Consider the following 20259-nt stretch of genomic DNA (forward strand, 5'->3'; position numbering starts at 1 on the left):
TGCTTACTTTTTAGCGAACTTGTCCGGGTAAGCAATTTCGAGCATGGGTGTACCCGCATAGCGGTCGTAGACGTCACGGTTGCTGAATCTGGTAATCAAGATAAGTCCTTGCTTTGCTCGTTCGTCACCAAATCTATAAACGGCTGCTTTTCCTTCGTATACCACCAGTTTCTTAACATTTAGCGGGTCGAGTTGGTGTAGTTGCTCCCGGCTCACTTCCTGACCGTCGATAAAAATGATGGCTTTACGGTATTCAGGATACGTGTCGAGGTGAAAATCGGGCGTTACATGAATGGCCGTTTGTCTTAAACCCATAAAGCTGCTTTCCAGAAAATCATTGCGGAAGAAAACGCGATAAACTCCTGATTGCAAGTTCATCGTAGACCTATAGTCCGACTGCTCTGCCGCATCACTCAGAAAGAATTGAGTGTTTTCACGCTGGGCTAATAGTTGCAACGACGCCGGAAATGACTCATCAATGGGGCCAATTTGGCACTGATTAGCGTTGCAGCGCAGACCAAACGACGGAATATTCATTCGACCACTTAAGCCGCCTACTGTGGTGCTAATCGGATGTCCGGGCTTCGGCACCTGCATACTCAGTGCAATTCGACTAATGCGCCCATCGCTTGAGTGCATCAACGTATCAACTGTTAATGAGATGTTGTTCTCAAGAAGAACCTGCCGCAGTGTGTCAAAACTCGATTGTGTAGTGCGGGCAGTAATCAGGCCATATATAGTTCCGTTCCTGCTCTTGACGTATGTATAGTCCACTTGTTTTTGGCAGGCAATGCCAAAGCCTGAAACACACAAGCATAACGCCACATAACGAATTAATAGCCAACGCTTCGAACGTGTTCGATTCATCATGACAATACGTTGTTTCAGAAACGATTTGCTAAATGAATTGGTTAGTCCCGGCTGATTCACCGACAGGCTCACTTTTACTAAGTTATATTGATACGCCCGCGCATCGACGCCCTCGGCCAGCACAGCGCGGTCGGCCTGAAATTCGAGCGTTTGATGCAGCAGGTGGCGGAACAAATACACCGCCGGATTGAACCAGCCGACAATGCACAATAACTCAGCAATAACCATATCGACACTGTGCCACGCCCGAACGTGTACGCGCTCGTGCCGCAGAATCTGCTCCAGTTCGTCGGGCGTGTGCCGGTCGGGGTTGACAACTACATACCGAAAAAACGAAAATGGCGATGCTACATTAGCATTCCGAACCAGTACGAAATCGTCGTAGGGTTCGTGTTCAGATTGTCGCAACAGTCGGCGCAGCGACCAGAGTTGACCCACAAACCGAACCATCAGACTCAGCGCAACCGCACCGTAGGCGAGCAGCACCCAGTTCGGCCACGACCAGCCGGGTTGGGGCATTGCGTTCGTGAAAGCGCGGTATGTGCGTTGATTGGGGTAAGTAATGGTCACGTCGGGCGTCGGTGGCGCGGGTGCCAGTTTGGGTAAAACTCGCTGCGCCGTTTGCTGCATCACCGCCCGCACGGGTTCGGGCCGGTAGTCGGGTAGTTGAAGTAGTGGCAACCCCACCGACGCAGTTAAGCCCAGCCACAACGCGGCCCGATTGGCGGCAAAAAACGTTTCGCGCCGAAGCAGCACGTAATAAGCCACTACCACCACCGCCAACAGCCCATTGGCAAGTAGCACATAGCGCAGCGTTTCCATAGTTACTTTTTTTCAATCATTGCCAGAATTTCGCGTAACTCATCGGCACTAATTTTCTCATTTTGAGCAAAGTAGCTTACCAGATTCTTGTACGAATTATCGAAATAATCGCCTACGACCTTCGTAATCACGAAGCGATTCTGGTACTGCTCTTTGCTGATGACCGAGTAGTATTCGTGCGTATTACCGTAAGCGCGGTGGCCGACGTAGCCTTTTTCTTCGAGGTTGCGTACAATAGTCGAAACGGTGTTGTAGTGCAGGGGCGGGTTCGTGAAATGCGGCACCATGTCTTTCACGTAACACGGTTCCATCTTCCAGAGTACCTGCATAATCTCTTCTTCTTTGGCGGTTAGCTTTTCCATACGACAAACGTAAAACTATTTTTGTAGTTTACAAACTATCTCCATCGTTTTTTGCGACTTTTGAAAAGCCCGGTCTGCGGACGTAATTTTGTTATGCTATGTTAAACGCTATGAGGTTATCAGGATGTGTGTTGCTGGTGGCGTGGTTGCTTATTGGCTGCGATCCGAACACCGTATACAAAGAATACACCGACATTGAAGACGGGAAGTGGTATATCAAAAACGCGCCCTCGTTTACGTTCGAGATCAAGGACGCAACGGTGCCGTACAATATCTATTACAATCTCAGAAATAACCTGTCATACGGGTATTTTAATCTGTATCTGACCCGTTACCTGCGCGATGCGAACGGTAAAGAAATTGAGTCGCGGCTCGATGAACTGATTTTGCTGGACCCCAAAACCGGCAAACCCAACGGCGACGGTCTGGGCGATTTGTTCGACCATAAGTTCTTGATGAAGCGCAATTACCGCTTCCCGAAGCCGGGGCAATACACCATGCAGATTCGGCAGTATATGCGGCAAGACCCGCTCCTGAATATTCAGAGTGTAGGCATCACCGTCGAGAAGGCCAACTGATTATGCTCTTTCGCCAGAACCGCTTCTTCTTTTTGCCCTATGCGCTGGCTTTGGTTGTGGTGGGCATGCTGCAACTGCTCTATTCGCAAACGCAGTTGATGCAGTGGGTAAATGCCCGCAACAGCCCCGCTGCCGACGTTTTTTTTACCTACGCCACCTACCTCGGCGATGGTGTTTTTTTCGTGGCGGTCTGCCTGATTGTGCTGATTTACAGCTGGCGGGTGGGGCTGATGACGTTTGCCAGTTTCGCGCTTTCGTCGCTGGTATCGGTGTTTTTGAAAACCGTAGTATTTACCAATTCACCCCGCCCGCTGCTGTACTTTGAACATTCCATTAAGCAATACCACCTTATCGAAGGGCTTGATATTCATAGTTATAATAGCTTCCCGTCGGGGCATACGACCTCAGCATTTGCGCTGTTTCTGATGCTGGCGTTGATCGACGACCGCAGGGCGCGGGGCTGGTTTTTCTTCCTGCTGGCCGCATTGACCGGCTACTCGCGGGTGTATTTGTTCCAGCATTTTGTCCAGGATGCTTACGTCGGGTCGCTGGTGGGTTCGGCGTCGACGCTGCTCGTCTGGTGGCTCATGCACCGGTGGGTGTACGCTACCGAATCCGGTCAGAACCGCGCACCAACTTTTCGTCGCGACGGATGAACCGGTTGGCAAGGGCGTTGCAGACCAAAGCCGCGATGATGGCATAGAAGCCCGGCAAGAACGTGCCCTGATCGTCGGGGTTGCCGTAGGCTTTTCCGGCATAGAGCGTTCGGTAGAGAATAATACCCATTACACCCGTCAGTAACAGCGCGTTTACGGCGCACAAAGCTGTCTGTGTCAGGCGGTTGCGATACTGTGAAATGGCGTACAACGACGAGAGCGCGACCAATGCTACCAGCAAACCCAAATACCAGACAGATGTTACCAACGTAGTAATGCCTTGCTTTTCGCTGTATTGCAGGGCCGTAAGCTGGGCCGTTTCAGAAGCCTGTGTACCAATTTTTTCCCACAACGGCAACGACAGGGCCACGCCCATTGCCACCACAATCAGAAACAGAAATATTGTTTGAACGCGTTGAATCATTGTTGTAACAGAAAAGAAATTTTGTCCGCAAAAGTAGCCTAATTCGTGACGATTATGCAAGCCGACATCCAACTCCTGCTCACTGCCGACGGGTCGCATACGGTCCGGCACGAAACCCTCGGCGTTACGTATCATTCCATACACGGGGCCGTGCAGGAATCGCAGCGGGTGTTTATCGAGTTGGGTTTGCAGGCTGCTTTCGAGCGATTTGCCAACGTGCCGCTGCGGGTATTTGAAATGGGATTTGGCACTGGCCTGAACGCCCTGCTGACTGCCCGCGAAGCCGAACGGCACGGTCGCCCGGTGGCCTACACGGGCGTTGAAGCCTACCCGCTACCGCCTGAAGAGAGTCAGAAATTGAATTTCGATGTGGCTTTAGGCACAACATTCCTGAATGCGCTGCACGCTTCGCCCTGGCACGAAACGGTCAATATCAGCCCATTTTTTACCCTTAACAAACAGCAAACGTCGCTGCAAAACTGGCAGACCAACGAGCGGTTTCATCTGGTCTATTACGACGCCTTTGCCCCGTCGGCTCAACCCGAACTCTGGGAGCCGGAAATTTTTCAGCGATTGGCGTGTTTCTTGCTACCGGGTGGTTTGTTGACTACCTACTGCTCAAAAAGTTACGTGCAGCGTAATTTGCGGGCGGCTGGTTTTACGGTTGAGAAACACCCCGGCCCGGCGCGTAAACGCGAGGTGCTGCGGGCTATTTCACCGCCAATTTTATGACAAGCAAGACGTTATCTATAAAACTGCTGTATCCATGAAACGTAGCCTGCTCTTTTTTGCCGCCTTCCTTATGCTGATCATCAGCGCGTTCCGCATGTCGCCCGCGCCGGTCAATATGCATCAAAATGCCAAAGCTGAACCAAAACGAATCAAATGGCTGACTGTTCAGGAAGCTTACGCGCTGACGCAGAAAGTGCCGAAAAAATTCGTCATCGACGTCTACACCGACTGGTGTGGCTGGTGCAAGGTCATGGACCGCGAAACGTTCACCAAACCGGCCATTGTCGATTACGTAAACCAGAATTTTTATGCCGTAAAGCTCAACGCCGAAGCACCCGGCGACATTACGCTGGGTAAGCAAACGTTCAAATACGTGAGCAGTGGCGGTGGTCGGGGCGTTCAGGAACTGGCTGCTGCACTTATGAAAAATCAGATGAGTTATCCGACAACGGTATTTCTGGACGAGAAATTTCAACTGATTCAGCCCATTCCGGGTTATCTGGAGCCGCGCACGTTCCACCAGATTATCACCTATTTCGGCCAAAATTATCACCAGAAAGAGCCATTCGACGAATATAAAACCGGCACCTACGCCAAAAACTTTCAGGGTTCGCTATCGAAGTAATTCTGTTCAGGTAAAGGGGAACACAGATTACACGGATTTTACGGATGAACACGGATATTTGTATAAGACAAATAAATCTGTGTCTATCCGTTAAATCCGTCCGGGCCGACGATTCGGTTCCCCTTTACCTTTGTGAAAATTAACCCGATACTCAATTTTATGAACAAACGACTGAGCCTGCTGTCAGCGGCAGGTATTGCATTTGCATTAGTGGCCGCGACACCGCCAAAGAAACCCGCTCATCTGCCCAAAGCCAATCCGCGCAAATACATCGACCCGCAAAATATGGATACGTCGGTGAAGCCGGGCGATAATTTTTACCAATATGCCAATGGCAATTGGTTGAAGCAGAACGCTATTCCGGCTTCGAAAACGTCGTGGGGGAGTTTCAACGAACTGCGCGAAAAAAGTCTCGATGCCATGAAAACGCTGCTCGAAGACGCCACCAAAACCACCACGCGGGGGCGGCTCTATCAGATGGTCGGCGACTTCTATACGAGCGGCATGGACAGCCTGACCATTGAAAAGCGCGGCTTCGACCCACTCAAACCCGATCTGGCGCGGGTCGATAAAGTAAATAATAAAACCGACTTCCTAAACGAACTGGCCTACCAGCGCACGCAGGGCAATAGCATGTTGTTCGGCTTCTTCGTGGCGCAGGACCGCAAAAACGTCTCCAAATACCTCCCGCAATTCAGTCAGGGCGGCACCAGCCTGCCCGACCGCGATTATTACCTGAAAAACGACGCCCGCAGCCAGAAAATTCGGGATGCGTATCTCGATAACGTGGCAAAAATGTTTGCCCTTGTCGGCGAAGAACCTACACGGGCCTCGCAAAATGCCGACATAATAATGCGGCTCGAAACAGCACTCGCCAAAGCGCAAATGCCCCGCGTGGAGTTGCGTGACCCATACAAAACCTACAATAAATTGACCGTTGCTCAGTTCAGTCAGCAAACGCCGGGCGTTAACTGGGCCGACCAACTGACCAAATACGGCGTTTCGGGGCAGGACACGGTACTGGTGCAAAATCCGAAGTTTTATCAATCGCTCGACAGTCTGCTCACCGCTACGCCTGTCGAAGATTTACGGACGTACATGCGCTGGCAGTTGGTGCGTGGGGCGGCTCCTTATCTGAGCGATGCGTTTGTGAGACAAAACTTTGCCTTCTCGCGGGTGCTGACCGGGCAGAAAGAACAAACACCCCGCTGGCAGCGCGTAAGCGGTCTGATTGATGGTTCGCTCGGCGATTTGCTCGGTCAGCTTTACGTACAGAAGTATTTCAAGCCTGAAGCTAAACAACGAATGCTTACGTTGGTCGACAACCTCGAAGCGTCGTATAAAGAACATATTCGGGGTCTCGATTGGATGAGCGAAGAAACGAAAAAGAAAGCTTTAACGAAGTTAACGGCTTTTAAACGCAAGATTGGCTACCCCGACAAGTGGAAAAACTACGACGGCGTAACCATCACCCGCGATGATTTTTATGGCAACGTAAAGTCGGCCAGCAAGTGGTCGTACAAGTATATGATTAACCGGCTCGGCAAACCCGTTGACCGTACCGAGTGGGGTATGACACCGCCCACCGTGAACGCCTACTACAGCCCGGTCAACAACGAAATTGCGTTTCCGGCGGCTATTCTGCAATTTCCGTTCTTCGATTTTGGAGCCGACGATGCCGTAAATTATGGTGGTATTGGTGCCGTAATCGGCCACGAGATGACGCACGGCTTCGACGATTCGGGACGGCAATACGATGCCGACGGCACCCTGCGCGACTGGTGGACGCCCACCGATGCCCAGAATTTTAAAAAACGCGCCGATCAGGTGAAAGAGCAGTTTTTTGGTTTTAAAGTGCTCGATTCGCTCAAAGTGAACGGCCAATTGACCCTCGGCGAAAACTTAGCCGACCTCGGCGGGCTGTCGATTGCCTACGACGCGTTCAAGAAAACGGCGCAGGGGCGGGCTAATCCGAAGAAAAGCCTGATCGACGGCTTCACGCCCGATCAACGGTTCTTTCTGTCGTGGGCACAAATCTGGCGTATCAACGTACTGCCCGAAACACAGGCCCAACTAATTCTGACCGACCCCCACGCGCCCGGCATTTACCGCTGCAACGGCCCGCTATCGAACATCACGGCCTGGTACAATGCTTTCGACGTGAAGCCGGGCGATAAGATGTACAAAAAGCCCGAAGACCGAATTAAGGTCTGGTAATTTTTGGGGACACAGCGATGCACGGAGGAGACACAGAGATACACTGAGCTATTCTTTTTGAGAAAAACTTTGTGTATCTCTGTGTCTCCTCCGTGCATCGCTGTGTCCCAAAGTTTCCCGAACAACTATGAAAACTGCCCATTTCCTTGCTCTTGCCCTGCTGACCCTGTCGTGCCAAACAAAACCGAAGCAGGAAACCACCGACAAACCCGCCACTGAGCAAACCGCAGCCCCCGCCGACCTGACCAAACGTCCCCCCAACGACGCGCCCCGTTCTGCTGCCGACCGGCTGGTTCGCGCCCTGTATTTTGAACACGACGCTAACGAAAACCCGTTTCTGGAAACGAAAGACCCATTGCTGGCCGAGCAGTATTTTACGAAACCACTGGCGGCTAAGTTGACCAAAAACGCTTCGAAGGCTGCGGCTAACCGAAGGAAAATCAACCCACTTTTCAACGTACCCGATTCGGCTATCGAGAAACGCTGGGTGCTGCCAGCCGTTATAGCAGGCGAAAAAGCCGTGGTGTTCGTAACGTATCAGACCAACGGCAAGGAGCAGGAAATGCGCTGCGAAATGGAGCAGCAGGCCAATGGTCGCTGGCGTATTGCTGACATTATGTATGCCGATGGCAAACGCCTGGCCGAGTTGGTGAACTAAGAACTATGTAGTCGATACAGTAAAGCCCGGTCATCTATACATGACCGGGCTTTTGGCTTGTCAAGGGGGAAAATACCCCAAAAAAAAGGGGGTTTTTGGGGCGAAAATACCTTGATCCCGGTATTGTCGGCGCGGGGGTGCGGGCCTAGTTTTGACAATCTGTTTGAGCATTGCCAAACGGAGTTATCCACACCTCTTTAGTCATGAACCCACTCCGCGATTCTATTAGCAAACTACTGTTTGCGGCTTACTGCTTAATCGGCATTGTCAATGCCCCGACTCGTGCTGCCAACGTTCCGGCAGACGAAGAGGTGCTGACGGTGGGCATCAGTTCGCTGATGCATGAGGAAACCAACGTGTCGGAGCAGTTCGCGCTTTTTCAGTTTTTTACCAGCAACCCGTTACTAATCAATGGAAAGCCAGTAGAAGTACTTCTGGCCGACCAGCCATTCTTCGCCAATTTCGCCATATCGGGTGTGGTTGGCGATAAGGGTGTTGACCTGAAAGTCTGGCAGGAAGGCAAAATTCTGAAGCGGGTCCGCACGACGTTTAAGGCCGGTAGCCGGGCCGCTTTGTTAAACACTATTTACGAGGCTGTAGCTCAGGCTATGTTTGCTGCCCTGAACGTGCCGCCCGACAAATCATTTAGCAAAGGCCGGAGTATGCGCGGGGTTTTGGTGTACCCGCCCGCTGCGGTCAACGCCGAGAGAGGCAGCGACCTCTTGCCCGGTTTCGTACCCTGTCCTGTACCCAACTCAGGCTTTCTGAACGACGCCTTCGTTTCACGCTCGACCATCAACATACAGACTCCCAAACGACTCGACGCCTTCAAAGACCCGGTCCAGATCGGGCAGTTGGGATACGCGCTCTATGACCAGCCTGACGAGTCATATTTTCTGCTACGAAACACCACCGTTCCCGACGCAATTAAAACCAACGTTCGCAAACTGGCTTTTCCGGTCTATAGCCGACCGGGCCTGCCGTTGGTTTATTTGGCCGCTGGCGAGCGTTTCGAGCAGACGCAGGACCCCGCCGGTGCAGCCAGTGCGTATCAGGCCGCGCTAATCGCCTGCAACAACCTGCATACCAGTCCATTCGAGAAGGCTGCTATCAAACAGGCCGCTTTTGGCCGCTTAGCCGAACTGGCCCGTCAGCGCGAACAGCCACAAACGGCTACGCTCATGAAACTGGCCCGCGACCTGAATCTGGCTTATCTGAACTCTGGATTAGCCGCGCAGGAAGGCAGTCAGTATTATTCGATTGTCAAACGGGTGGGCAGCATATGTGACCGCGTGGAAGCGCAGGCGCGACAGGTGCGGGCGCAGAAACGTAAAAACGGTTTTATGGCCTTAACCAGCCTGGCATCGGGTATTGCGGGCGTTGCCAGTGCCGACAATGCGGGCGCGTCGTCGCAGGCAATACAGTCAACTGCCGAAACTTACGGCAAGCAGGCACTCGACTACTTGGGGCAATCCGGGCAGTTGACACAGGAAGCCGAAGCCGCCATGGCCGACGTATCGTCTAATTTCGCGCTGCTGTTCGAGGACCGTATCGAAGCCATGGCCGACGACGATGCCGAGCAGATTGTGGCCGGGCAAACCTACCTCGCCCGTGAAATCACCTACCATTTACTGCACAGCCCCCTGCCTGAAATAGAACAGTTGCTGCTCGATTTTACGGTCGATAAAGGCCGGACTGGCGCGTTGCTGATGAACTACTTCGCCACGACCACTGAGGGTCAGCGGGTGGAACAGATTATGGCCCTGCGGAAGCAACTCAACAAAGTAGAAGCCCTCACCTATCTCTATGAGAGCCGGGGCAATAATGTACCTGCCAACCTGCGGAAAGAGTTTTAAACGGTTAAACTAACTCGGGTCAACAACAATGCGAACACGAATAGTTACCGGATCAATAATCTACCTTATCGCTTCATTGATAGCGAGTTCATACGCAATGGCGCAGTGTCCAGGTGCCACACCAGCCGCGTCAAACTGGTGTACGCTTCATTGCCATTGGTACGACTGTGTGCGACCCGGTGAGAAAACTCCATATGACTGCTGCGATTGCTTGCGTATCCGTCGAATAGATGAACAGAAGCGGATACAAGAACAATATCAGGCTCGTATCCGGTATGAAAGCGAAAAACGCGAAGCGGCCCGGAAGCAGGAAGAACAGGAGCGAGTAGCTGCTGAGGAACGCCGAAAACAAGACCAATATCGGCAGGCCCAACTCAACCTTGCAGCTCAGCAGGTAGAAATTAACCGCGAAGCTGAGGCCGCCCGGCAGCGCGAAGCCGCCGAGCAGCGACGACGCGAACAGGAAGCCGAAGAACGCGAACGAAAACGTCAGGCCGAAATTCAGCGCAAACAGATGCTCGAAGCGTCGATTCAGCAGCAGCTTCAGAATGCTACGGTGGCCCATCAGCAGGTGCTAACCGTTGGCGAAGTGAATCGGCAGCAGGTTGTAGGCGGTATTGGTGCGCTGGGGCAGCAGTTGGCCGAACAGTCGAGTCAGGAACGCGAACATCGGCAGCAGTCTGGCAGCGGCTGGCAACCTACCGATGCGCGGGTGCTGGGCAATGCGGGCTACACCGATTTGGAAGAAATGTCGGGCCGTACCGGGTCAGCCCCGCACCCTTCGGTAACCGCCCCGCCTGCCCGTGTCGGCGCGGGCGCGAACACGACCCAAACGCGTCCGTGGCCCACACCTGGCATATCAGCAACTACGCCCAAAGATGAGTTCGTAGCTACGGGGCCGGGCCGGTTTTATGTATGGGGAATATCGGGTGCGGGTTATGGCCTTTGGCTACAACAGGATGGTCGGCGAGTACTGCTCTACACCCTGACGCATCCTATTGCGGCCTTCATACCTGCGGCTGGCCAATCATTCTATCTCACCCAGGGCAACGCCGTGTATGGTGGCCGGGCTGGTCAGCCGCTTCAGGTGCTGGCTCAGGTAGCGGCTCCTATCGACGGGCTGGCCGTTGGCCCCGACGGGTCGCTGTTCATCTCGACGCCGGAGGGTGTAGTACGACAGCGAAACGGGCAGACGATTGTACTTAGCGGCCCCGACCGTCACGGCCCGTTGCGCCTGAACAATAAACAGTTAGAGGTATTCCTATCTGCCGAAAAACGTTCGGTTTCTGTTGTCATTCCTTAACTTCTATCTACATCATGAAACAACTGTTTACCCTACTCCGGCCCACGCTTCTGCTGTTGCTGTACCTTCATCAAGTAGGCGCGTCGGCCCAGACGCCCGCCCGGCGTCCTGACCAGATTGTGAAACTCGATAATTCGGTTATCGAGGTAATTATCAACGAAATTGACGAAACGGGAGTCAGCTACCGGCTTTTCGGTAATGCCAGCGGGCCGGTTAGTCGCATCAATAAAACCGACATCAGTTATATCCGCTATACCAATGGCGATGTAGAGCGATTTGCGCAAACGCCTGCTGCCACGGCTGTGGCTAAACCAGCCCAGACGCTGACTCGGCCAGCCGAGCCGGTAGCGAGTTCGGCACCAGCTACGCCTGCTCGTAAAGGTTTATCGGCATCGCAGCCGAAACCGGCCCGTAATGTGCCCGTTGCCGAAACCAATCGCTCAACCAATCGCCCGCAGGGGTTGCGCGACGCCGATTCTGGCGGATCGGGGCGGCAGACCAGCACACGCGGGCGGGCGTCGGAGCAGGCCGTGGGCGATAATCCTAAAGCCAGCGTATTTGCCACCGTCGGTGCCGGAGCCGCGCAGTATATGATTATTCAGAATACCGAGCGGTTTACGAGCCAGTTTGCCTTCGTGTGCCGGTTCGGGCTGGGCGTTCGGGTGCCGTTGTCCGAAAAACTGACACTCGAACCAACGCTTGAATACGCGCAGTTAGGCGGTGTCTGGACCGAAACCGACGATCAGGGAACAACCACTACGGCCACGCTGACGCTGAATAACGCGCAGTTTAGTTTGCCGTTGGTATATACTTCGACCAACACGGGCGGGCTGCGGTTTCTGGTGGGGTGCGGGCCGTATGGCATACTGGGAACAAGCGCGGTTATAAAAGCCAATGGTGAGAAAGAGATTCTTGAATACGGCTTCGACATGCGCCGGGCACACGTTGGAGCTATTGGCTTGCTGGGCGTTCGGAAAAATAAAGTAGGAGCATTGGCTTACGGAAGCTCCAGCCTCACAAACCTTTACGGCACAAAGTTTGGCGATACCAAAATCCGGGTACTTGCCTTTGGCCTTTCGCTTCGCTATTACTTCTGATTCACATTATTGCTATCGCACCATGAAAAACGCTATACGCATCGGAACGGGTTTACTGATTCTATGCCTCACCGATACCGGATTCGCACAGAACGCCCTGTACTTCACCAATGGCAACCGCATTGCGGGTGCACAGTTGGTTGAGCTAACCGACGAAAAAATCAAGTTTGCCGTGAAGCGGGGCGAGACAATGGTTAATTACAGCTACCGGCGCGAAAACGTGCTGATGGCGTTTAACCAGGACGGACACTTTTTGGTAACGTCAGACCTGAACGCCGACCCGACACAGGCTCAGCAACAGTTTCGTAGTTTTCTGATGGCTCAGCCGCGCCCGATTCAAACCGACCTGCTGGTGAAGGCCGTGCCACTAACGGTCATTCCGGCCACAATCTCTTATGAAAGTGACGAAGTAGTAAATTACCAGTTGCCGGGCGGAGGGGCCGGGTCGATTAGCAAAGCTGATTTGGTTGGGATTGTGTACCGCAACGGACGCCACCAGATTCTGCGCGACCCCGGCGAAGCGGCCCCGCTGCTCGCTACGGTTCGGCAGCAGCTTGCTACCGGCACCGGTTCTGTACCTGACCCAACGCCACAACCGGCCCCTGCACCCGCTGTTGCGCCCGTAGCTGCGGCTGTTATTGCACCTGCACCCATTGCCCCAGCCGTTACCGAATCTGCCCCCGCGCCGGTTGCGCCTGCTGCCGTTGCGCCGGTGCCGGTAACGCCCGCTCCGCAACCAATGATTGCTCAGACGAGCCTGACATCGACGCCCACAACCACACCAGCTCCTGTGGCAGTGGATAAGCCAAAACTCACCGACGAAGAATACCAGACGTATCGGACAAAGGCACTCCGAAAAGTCGATGAGTTTGCGTCGTATCTGAACGTGATTACCGATAAAAAGCTTACCGGTGACGAAAAAGACAAAGCCATTGAGCAGGCCGCTAAACTGTTTATGCCATCGGCCACAATTGAAGTTACTTCCGCCAGTCGGCCCGGTTCGCGCCGGTATCCCATCCGCGATTATTTGACCCGGCTGAAGCTGCTGCCCTACAGTTCAGCGAAAGTTGAATGGTCTGAAATACAATACATTAGAGAGTTGACACAAGCCGCCGATGGTAACTATTACGGTACCATAACGGGGCAACAGACTTTCACCGGCTACGGGCAGGGCGACAACGTGCTGTATTCCGACGTGACCCAGAAAAATGTGCGCGTGAAACTGCAATCGTACCAAAAGCTTATCGACGGGCAGGGGCAGGTTAATTGGGAAGTGCTACTGGGCAACATCGGTGTTGCGAATAATTAACCTCACCCGCGTTCCCTCCCCTGAAAGCAGGGGAGGGGTGAAGCTTGGAAGCTTCGCGTTTCTCATCTCTTCCCTGAAAGCAGGAGTTGGCGATCCGATGTTTCGGTGGGTTTTAGATCAGCTAATCATGAACGTGGTTTTACTTTTCCTCGGATGCTGTGCTTTGCCCGGTTTGTGCATGGCCCGGCCTGCGCCCTGTCTGCGGTTGGCGGGGGTAGTGCAGGACTATGCCACGCGCCAGCCGTTGGTGGCAACCCTTTCGCTGAAAACAGCCACCGGACGCGTTAAACTCGCCAGCAGTGCCGAAGCAACAGGCTCGTTTTCCGTCGATGTCAACTGCCCGGCTACAGCCTTAGTGATTGAGCGAACGGGGTATCGAACCCAGTCGTTGCCGCTTGATGGGAATGGGTCGACTGCCGGGCCGGTATACGTGTTTATCCCGCTGGTGTCGGTCGATAAGCAGGGTAGCGACCGGGCCTATCAGCAGTCGGAGCAAACGTTTTATGAGCAAAACCAGTCGGCCACACCAAGCGGGCGACCACAACGCGGCACGTTCGTCGTCACCGACGCCCTGACCGGAACCCCACTGCGGGCGCAGACCTGCCTGTTTTCGACCAACGCCAAAACCAAACGCTGTTTCGATGCCGACGCAGCCGGGCAGTTCCTGACGCAATTTACGCAGCAGGACATTGTGGCAATGGAAGTGCGAATGGCTGGTTATCAGCCGTATCAGGGCAATCTGATTGTAGAAAAAGTAGACGGGCGCAGCCTGCGGCACGACATTCGGCTACTACGGCAACTGACACTGCTGGCCGTACAAACTAACATAGCCAACGCCCGCTGCGAACTCCGCACCGCCGGGGGCGCGAAAACCATCGGACTGTTGCCGGTGCCGGGTGGCGAAGGGTGGTTTTGCGCTTACGACCTGCTGCCTCAGCGATACCAGTTGCAGATTACCGACGCCAGCGGGCGCGTAGTACGGCAGGAAGCGGTGACGGTGCGGCCCGGCCTGAATCTGCATCAGTTCATGCCCGAAAAGCCACCAACCACTGCCAGGCCACTGCCGGAGCCGGTAGTGGCCGTAACGAATCCGCCCGCACCGCCAAACGCTCCGCGCCGGAAATTGCAATTACCCGACGAACTGCCGCTCCTCTACTTCGATCAGGGCAGCTATCTGCTCGATGACGATGATAAGGACGTTTTACGGCAAGTGGCCGATTATCTGCGAACGCATCCCGGCTACCGGGTGAAATTAGTGGGCCACACCGACCCTAAAGGCGACGAGCGGCTAAATCGCTACTTAGCCGAGTTTCGGGCGAAGGTAATCGCCAATTTTCTGCACTGGCAGGGCGTACCCGACAACCGCATGGACGTAACGGGGCAGGGGAGCCGCTACCCGGTTTCGCCCTCCGACACCGACGAAAACAAAGCCAAAAATCGGCGCGTGTTCCTCAAATTAGAAGTTGATCCATGAGAAATAACTACATTTTTTACCTGCTCACGGCTGTTGGGCTGGCCGCGCTGCCGGGGTGCCATCAGGAACCGGATTTACCCGCGTCGATTATTCCGGCGAGTTGTCAGCTTGGCTTGGTCGAACTTGTCGAACAAGATTATCAGGTCAGAACGAACAACCAGTATGATGCTTTTGGGCAACTAAAAAAAGTTGACTATCAGTTTGTAATGCCTTCGCTGAACTACACCGCACAGACCGTTCACACGTACTCGTCCGACCGCTACTTGACGAATTCGGTAGAAACGGTTACTTATGTAGGTCGGCAACCGCAGTCGGGCGATGTGGTTTCGACGCGAACGACGTACCAGTATGACGGCACACCCAAACAAATCAGCCGGGTCGAATACGCCTATACCACCGCTGGCGGCAGGACGTACAGCGATACCGATGAATACCTCTATACGAATGGGCGACTAACGACCTACCAAACTAAAAACAGTGGTGGCGAAGTCATTCGCAAATACACCTTCGGAACCGACGGAAAACTACAGGCATACAGCGACGGGTCGGTTTGGACGAACACCGTAACAAACGGTAAGATTACGAAGCGCGAAAAGCCCGGCGATGGCAGTGTAATTACCTGTGCATTCGACAGTAAAGGGCAACGGCTGCAACTGGAAGAAACCTACCCGGCCACGAAGCGACGAATCGTGACGCAATACACTTACGACGACCGACTGAACCCCGCGCTTGCCCAGCTAAAACGGCGGGGCTTCCCCGACCTGGACCTCGGCGGCAGCACTCAGGTCAATAACCAAACGGCCATTCGCACGCAAACGTATCAAAACGACGCCCTCATCAGCGACGTAACGCAGACCATGCGCCATACCTACAACGCAGCGGGTTACTCGCTCGGCTCAGCCAGCAGCACCGGCGCCCGCATTCGCAACTATTACACCAACTGTCCCTGAACCATGAACGCGAAACAGTACCTTTTCATGCTCTGGCTAATTGGCTCATGGTCAGGTGGGTGGGCGCAAACGGCCCCGGCTTCGTTGTCGGCTCTGCCCAAAAAAGAAGCGGATGAGATTCGGTTTTTAGCCAAGAAAAAAATCGAAAAAGGACTGGCTGACCTGCTTAATACGCTTACCTTCGAGGACATTGGCGAGTTTGAACGCGACGCGCTGATTAAGAACAGCTTTCTGCCCAATGCAAATCAGGTGTTTTTCAGCGACGAGGTGATTCTGGAAGATGACATCGAACCCGAACATAAAAATCATGAAAACGTAGTTGACGTGCCGGTTGAAAAATACCTGCGTAACGTCGATTTGTTTTACGCCAAGACCGCCGAACCGAGCATTTCGTTCGGCAATGTTGTGGTTTCGCCAGTGCAGATAGGCGATGGCTTTCCGTATGTGAAGGTATTTTTCACGTCGAATTTTAAAAGCAAACACGCCAAACTCGACCAGCCGTATCAGTCCACAAGCCGGGTGGCCGAATTGCGGGCCGAAAAAGAGAACGGCAAATGGCAGGTTTACATCATCCGGCTGGCCTTTCTTCGACCCGGCGAAGGGTTGGCTAAATTAGGCAAACCGACGGGCGTAAAAAACCGCAAAACCACCGTTGCCGACTCGGCTAAAACCGAACCGCTCAAGGCCGTCGAACCGGTGGCAATCAAAGACCCGCAACCGAAACTGCCCGATGCAGTGCCGCAACTTTCGGTGCCTGCTGCCCAGACAACCGCCATAGCTGAAACGCAAAAATCAGCAGCGAAGAAGACCCGCAAAAAAGTGGAGGATAAAGCGGTTGTGGCTCCTGACCTGCAAAAAACACTGACAGCCGAACAGCAGCAACGCGCCCGTCGCTACCGTACACAGGGTTGGCTGTCGCTCGTGGGGGGCATAGCCGGGCTGGCCGGTAGCTATTTAACCTACTCGAAAATTCAGGCTGATTATCAGACGTATATGTCCAAAGTCGATGCGCTCAATGCCGACTATGACGTTTGGCGCGAAGTAGCCCGGCAACCCACGGGCGGGCGCATGGCCCCGCTGCCGCTGGCCGGATACGGGAGGCCCGGCATCTACGCGGCCTACGGGGCCGGGGCTGTGGGTGTTGGGCTAACCGTCAATGGCGTACTGCGGCTGATGAAGGCGGGCCGGGTAAAGCGAGCGAAGTAAACTATCTACACCAAAAAATTATCATTGTCATGAACAACAGCTACCGGCTGCTGGGCCTTCTCCTTCTCGTTACGCAAACGGGCGTGCTGGCGCAACTCGCCACCCGCCCTGCGGCAATCAGCCCCACGAATGTATGCCCTAAACAATCTATCACGCTCACGGCAGACGTAACCGACGACGGACGATTAGGGATACGTGAAAGCCCTACTGGTGGGGGTAAATATTGGGTCAGCTTTTATAATACAGCAAATCAGCTTGTACTTGATTTTCAGCCTTATAACGAAGAGTACGTCGGCACCGTTATAACTCGACCGGCTGGAACCTACACCGCTAATAACCGCATAACGGGTACTGTGCCCATTCCCGACAATCTACCACCTGGCACCTATTACTGCCGCATCTTTGCGGGTGAACAAAACGCCCGGCTAAACCCAAACAATGCCGCTAACAGCGGCAATTTTACGCTCCGGGCCACCCCCACCATGACCATTACCGACCGCGATAATGCAGGCAACGTGTTCGATGGAAACGTGTTTACAGGCGCGTCGGCGTCTGTTCACCTGATTATTACGGGCGAGGCTCCATTTACGTTCGATTACTTCAGCAACAGCCAATGGGTTGGCAATCCGAATAAAAACGATAGTCGCCAATGGATTTACCCAATCATTACGGGCGGGCTGTTCAACCAGTTTTCGATTCGCGGCTTCCGGGATAATTATTGCAGTAGCAGTACGGTCAGCGGTGCGGTAAACGTAACGGAAAAAGCGTTGTCGCTAACGAACCCAAGCCTGAACACAAACGGCATTTGTCCGGGCAATCCGTTGATAATCAATTATAACACCAACGGTTCAGGATCATTTCCGAATCCGACCGATTTCAAAGTACAATTGCTAAATACGGATGGGTCCGTCCTTCGCGAACTCGCTGCCCAAAGTCGCTCAAGTGACCCGGCGGGATATGCCGACGGCAACCCGCGCCAACTTACGGCCAGCATTCCGGGTGATTTGCCGCTGGGTGCGTACCGGGTTCGGGTGGTAGCAACGTCGTCGGCTTTTACGGTCAACAGCCCCAACAGCGATGTGTTTACCGTTACCCGCGCCGACGCGCCCAGTGCCCGAACCGCTTACAGTGTTTGCCAGAACGGGCCGGCTCAGACGCTGTCGGCGGAGGGGCAAAACCTGCGCTGGTATAATAATGCAGGGCAATTGCAGAATAATACACCCACGCAGGGCACCGATACGCCCGGCGTGTTCACGTACTATGTTGCGCAGGTCGTTAATGGTTGTGAGAGCGGGCGGGTTGAAATAAAAGTGACGGTCAACGGTAAATCAAGTTTACCGGGGGTAACGAACCGCGAGTTTTGCCAGAATGAGAACGCTGGTCAGTTATCGGCTTCGGGACAGAATCTAACCTGGTTCGATGGAAACGGGCAAAATCTTGGTGGCACTGCGCCAACTATTAGCACGTCGCAGGTTGGTTCGCAAACCTTCCGGGTGTCGCAGGACAACAACGGTTGCCGCTCCGATCAGGCCACGCTGACTGTGCGGGTTAAAGCCTTGCCACTGGCTCCTGCGTTACTCAGTCAGCCAGCCGCCGTTTGCCAGTTCCTTTCATTGAGCAACTCGGTGCTGACCAATGCCGTAAGCGGCCAGAATCTGCGCTGGTACGCAGCCGAGCAGGGCGGAAACAGCAACAATGTGGCTCCAACACCAGGCACCAGCACTCCCGGCACCCAAACGTATTTCGTGAGCCAGACCGTAGACGGTTGCGAAGGACTGCGTACCAGAATCGAACAAGTAGTTAACCCCGCTCCCGACCGACCGACCACAGCCACCAATCCGGTTCTTTACTGTGTAAACGATAGCCCGCGTGCGCTCTCCGCCGTTGGTACAGGACTGCGCTGGTATAGTCAGCCTGCGGGCGGTGCCAGTGTAAGCGAACCGCCTACGCCCGCTACCACCCAGGCCCGAACAACGGCCTATTATGTAGCACAGACGGGGGCCAACGGCTGTGAGAGTCAGCGACTTCAAATCGACGTCACGGTGCTGACTCAGCCGAACGCGCCGGGCATTGCGGCCAGCCAGTTCGTTTGCCAGAACACGCCAGCAGTGGCATTGCGAGCCACAGGGTCGGGGCTGCTCTGGAGCGGGTCGGGCATAACCGGCTCTTCCGAAACGGCTCCCGTGCCGCCCACCAGCACATCGGCGGCATTTGTGTATCAGGTGGTGCAGCGTGTCGGTAGCTGTACCAGCCCACCCGCGTCGACTACGTTCACGGTGCGCCCGGCCCCGGCGGTTCCAGCGGTTGAATCGCCCCTTAAACTCTGCAGCAGCACGGCTGCCCGCGACCTGACTGCTTCGGGGCAGAACCTCCGGTGGTACACGACTCCTGACCGTACCGACCCATCGACCAGCCGCGTTACCTTCAACCCAACCTCGTCGGGCAGTTTTCGGTATTACGTCACGCAAACCGATGGCAATGGTTGCGAAAGTCAGTCCAGCCAACTCGAAGTGCGGGTATCGGTACAGGCATCGGCCCGACTGACCGGCGATTCGATTGTAAACTTGTATGATAGTACCGCCATCCGGATTCGTATGACTGGTGATCCACCGTTTAGCCTGACGCTCTGGAACGGCCAAACTGTAGTTACATCTGATAACCCGTATGTGAAGTGGGAGAAACCGACCCCCACTGCTAACACGTATCAACTGCGTGGCATTGCCAACGACTGCGGAGCGGGCAACGCGGGCAACGTTTACCGAATCATTGTCTTAACGCCCTTAGCGACCGAACCCACCAGCGCACTTGTTGTGCTACGCGCGTATCCGAACCCCGCCACTGACCGAATTACGCTTGAATGGACAGCCCCCGCCCGCGAATCGGTAACGCTCGACATAGTATCAATTACCGGTCAATCGGTTTGGAAAGCTGTTCGGCGTGGTAGCGGGCAAATGCAGACCGAAACCATTCCAGTTGTGAATTACGCACCCGGTGGATATATGCTGCGGGCAAAACTCACGACGGGCAAGGCTGGCTGGCTACGGTTGATTAAACAGTGAGTCAGTACACAGTAAGAAATTATTTTTCAACAGAGATGTTGACAACACGATAAAAGCGTGT

General features: G+C 54.1%; 17 protein-coding genes. 14 read left to right on the plus strand and 3 right to left on the minus strand.

What is annotated here, in order from left to right; genetic code table 11:
- Positions 1–3 precede the first annotated feature (3 nt).
- Positions 4–1692 carry a M56 family metallopeptidase gene (locus AWR27_RS21440; RefSeq protein ID WP_077133075.1) on the minus strand — a complete coding sequence of 563 codons (1689 nt, stop codon included), beginning with the start codon at positions 1690–1692 and terminating at the stop codon, positions 4–6.
- Between the two features lie 2 nt (positions 1693–1694).
- Entirely contained in the window at positions 1695–2054 is a 360-nt protein-coding gene (locus tag AWR27_RS21445; protein ID WP_077133076.1) for a BlaI/MecI/CopY family transcriptional regulator, read from the minus strand.
- A gap of 110 nt (positions 2055–2164) precedes the next feature.
- On the opposite strand from AWR27_RS21445, the gene AWR27_RS21450 reads away from it, so the two are divergent.
- Positions 2165–2632 (plus strand): gliding motility lipoprotein GldH, encoded by a 468-nt coding sequence (locus AWR27_RS21450; protein ID WP_077133077.1) that lies wholly within the window; start codon positions 2165–2167, stop codon positions 2630–2632.
- 2 nt (positions 2633–2634) lie between these two features.
- On the plus strand, positions 2635–3288 hold the full coding sequence (locus AWR27_RS21455; RefSeq protein ID WP_077133078.1) for a phosphatase PAP2 family protein: 654 nt from the start codon (positions 2635–2637) through the stop codon (positions 3286–3288).
- On the opposite strand, the gene AWR27_RS21460 is transcribed toward AWR27_RS21455, so the two are convergent.
- Positions 3239–3712 (minus strand): DUF4293 domain-containing protein, encoded by a 474-nt coding sequence (locus AWR27_RS21460; protein WP_077133079.1) that lies wholly within the window; start codon positions 3710–3712, stop codon positions 3239–3241. The two genes, AWR27_RS21455 and AWR27_RS21460, sit on opposite strands and share 50 nt — an antisense overlap.
- A 54-nt stretch (positions 3713–3766) precedes the next feature.
- Here AWR27_RS21460 and mnmC2 point away from each other — a divergent pair, with 54 nt between their 5' ends.
- The 12 genes from mnmC2 (at position 3767) to AWR27_RS21520 (ending at position 20198) form a co-directional block, all read left to right on the plus strand.
- The gene (gene mnmC2 / locus AWR27_RS21465; protein ID WP_077133080.1) at positions 3767–4444 is read left to right on the plus strand and encodes a tRNA (5-methylaminomethyl-2-thiouridine)(34)-methyltransferase MnmC2; all 678 of its coding nucleotides are present in this window, start codon (positions 3767–3769) and stop codon (positions 4442–4444) included.
- A 34-nt stretch (positions 4445–4478) separates the two neighbouring features.
- Complete coding sequence (locus AWR27_RS21470; protein WP_077133081.1) at positions 4479–5069, plus strand: thioredoxin family protein; 591 nt, start codon at positions 4479–4481, stop codon at positions 5067–5069.
- Between the two features lie 159 nt (positions 5070–5228).
- Positions 5229–7286, plus strand: a complete 2058-nt coding sequence (locus AWR27_RS21475) for a M13 family metallopeptidase (RefSeq protein ID WP_083732929.1) — start codon at positions 5229–5231, stop codon at positions 7284–7286.
- A gap of 127 nt (positions 7287–7413) precedes the next feature.
- A complete protein-coding gene (locus AWR27_RS21480) occupies positions 7414–7944 on the plus strand; it encodes a hypothetical protein (protein ID WP_077133082.1) in 531 nt (176 codons plus the stop codon).
- A gap of 203 nt (positions 7945–8147) precedes the next feature.
- A complete protein-coding gene (locus AWR27_RS21485) occupies positions 8148–9800 on the plus strand; it encodes a hypothetical protein (protein WP_077133083.1) in 1653 nt (550 codons plus the stop codon).
- A gap of 211 nt (positions 9801–10011) precedes the next feature.
- Entirely contained in the window at positions 10012–11103 is a 1092-nt protein-coding gene (locus tag AWR27_RS21490) for a hypothetical protein (protein WP_077133084.1), read from the plus strand.
- A 14-nt stretch (positions 11104–11117) separates the two neighbouring features.
- Entirely contained in the window at positions 11118–12200 is a 1083-nt protein-coding gene (locus AWR27_RS21495) for a hypothetical protein (RefSeq protein ID WP_077133085.1), read from the plus strand.
- Positions 12201–12222: 22 nt separating this feature from the next.
- Positions 12223–13509 carry a hypothetical protein gene (locus AWR27_RS21500; RefSeq protein WP_077133086.1) on the plus strand — a complete coding sequence of 429 codons (1287 nt, stop codon included), beginning with the start codon at positions 12223–12225 and terminating at the stop codon, positions 13507–13509.
- A gap of 127 nt (positions 13510–13636) precedes the next feature.
- On the plus strand, positions 13637–14983 hold the full coding sequence (locus AWR27_RS21505) for an OmpA family protein (RefSeq protein ID WP_198045057.1): 1347 nt from the start codon (positions 13637–13639) through the stop codon (positions 14981–14983).
- Complete coding sequence (locus AWR27_RS21510) at positions 14980–15933, plus strand: hypothetical protein (RefSeq protein ID WP_077133088.1); 954 nt, start codon at positions 14980–14982, stop codon at positions 15931–15933. The genes AWR27_RS21505 and AWR27_RS21510 overlap by 4 nt, the downstream gene beginning before the upstream one ends.
- Before the next feature lie 3 nt (positions 15934–15936).
- A complete protein-coding gene (locus AWR27_RS21515; protein WP_077133089.1) occupies positions 15937–17139 on the plus strand; it encodes a hypothetical protein in 1203 nt (400 codons plus the stop codon).
- Between the two features lie 29 nt (positions 17140–17168).
- Positions 17169–20198 (plus strand): Ig-like domain-containing protein, encoded by a 3030-nt coding sequence (locus AWR27_RS21520; RefSeq protein WP_077133090.1) that lies wholly within the window; start codon positions 17169–17171, stop codon positions 20196–20198.
- Positions 20199–20259: the final 61 nt, after the last annotated feature.

This window comes from Spirosoma montaniterrae (assembly GCF_001988955.1).
Lineage (GTDB): Bacteria > Bacteroidota > Bacteroidia > Cytophagales > Spirosomataceae > Spirosoma > Spirosoma montaniterrae.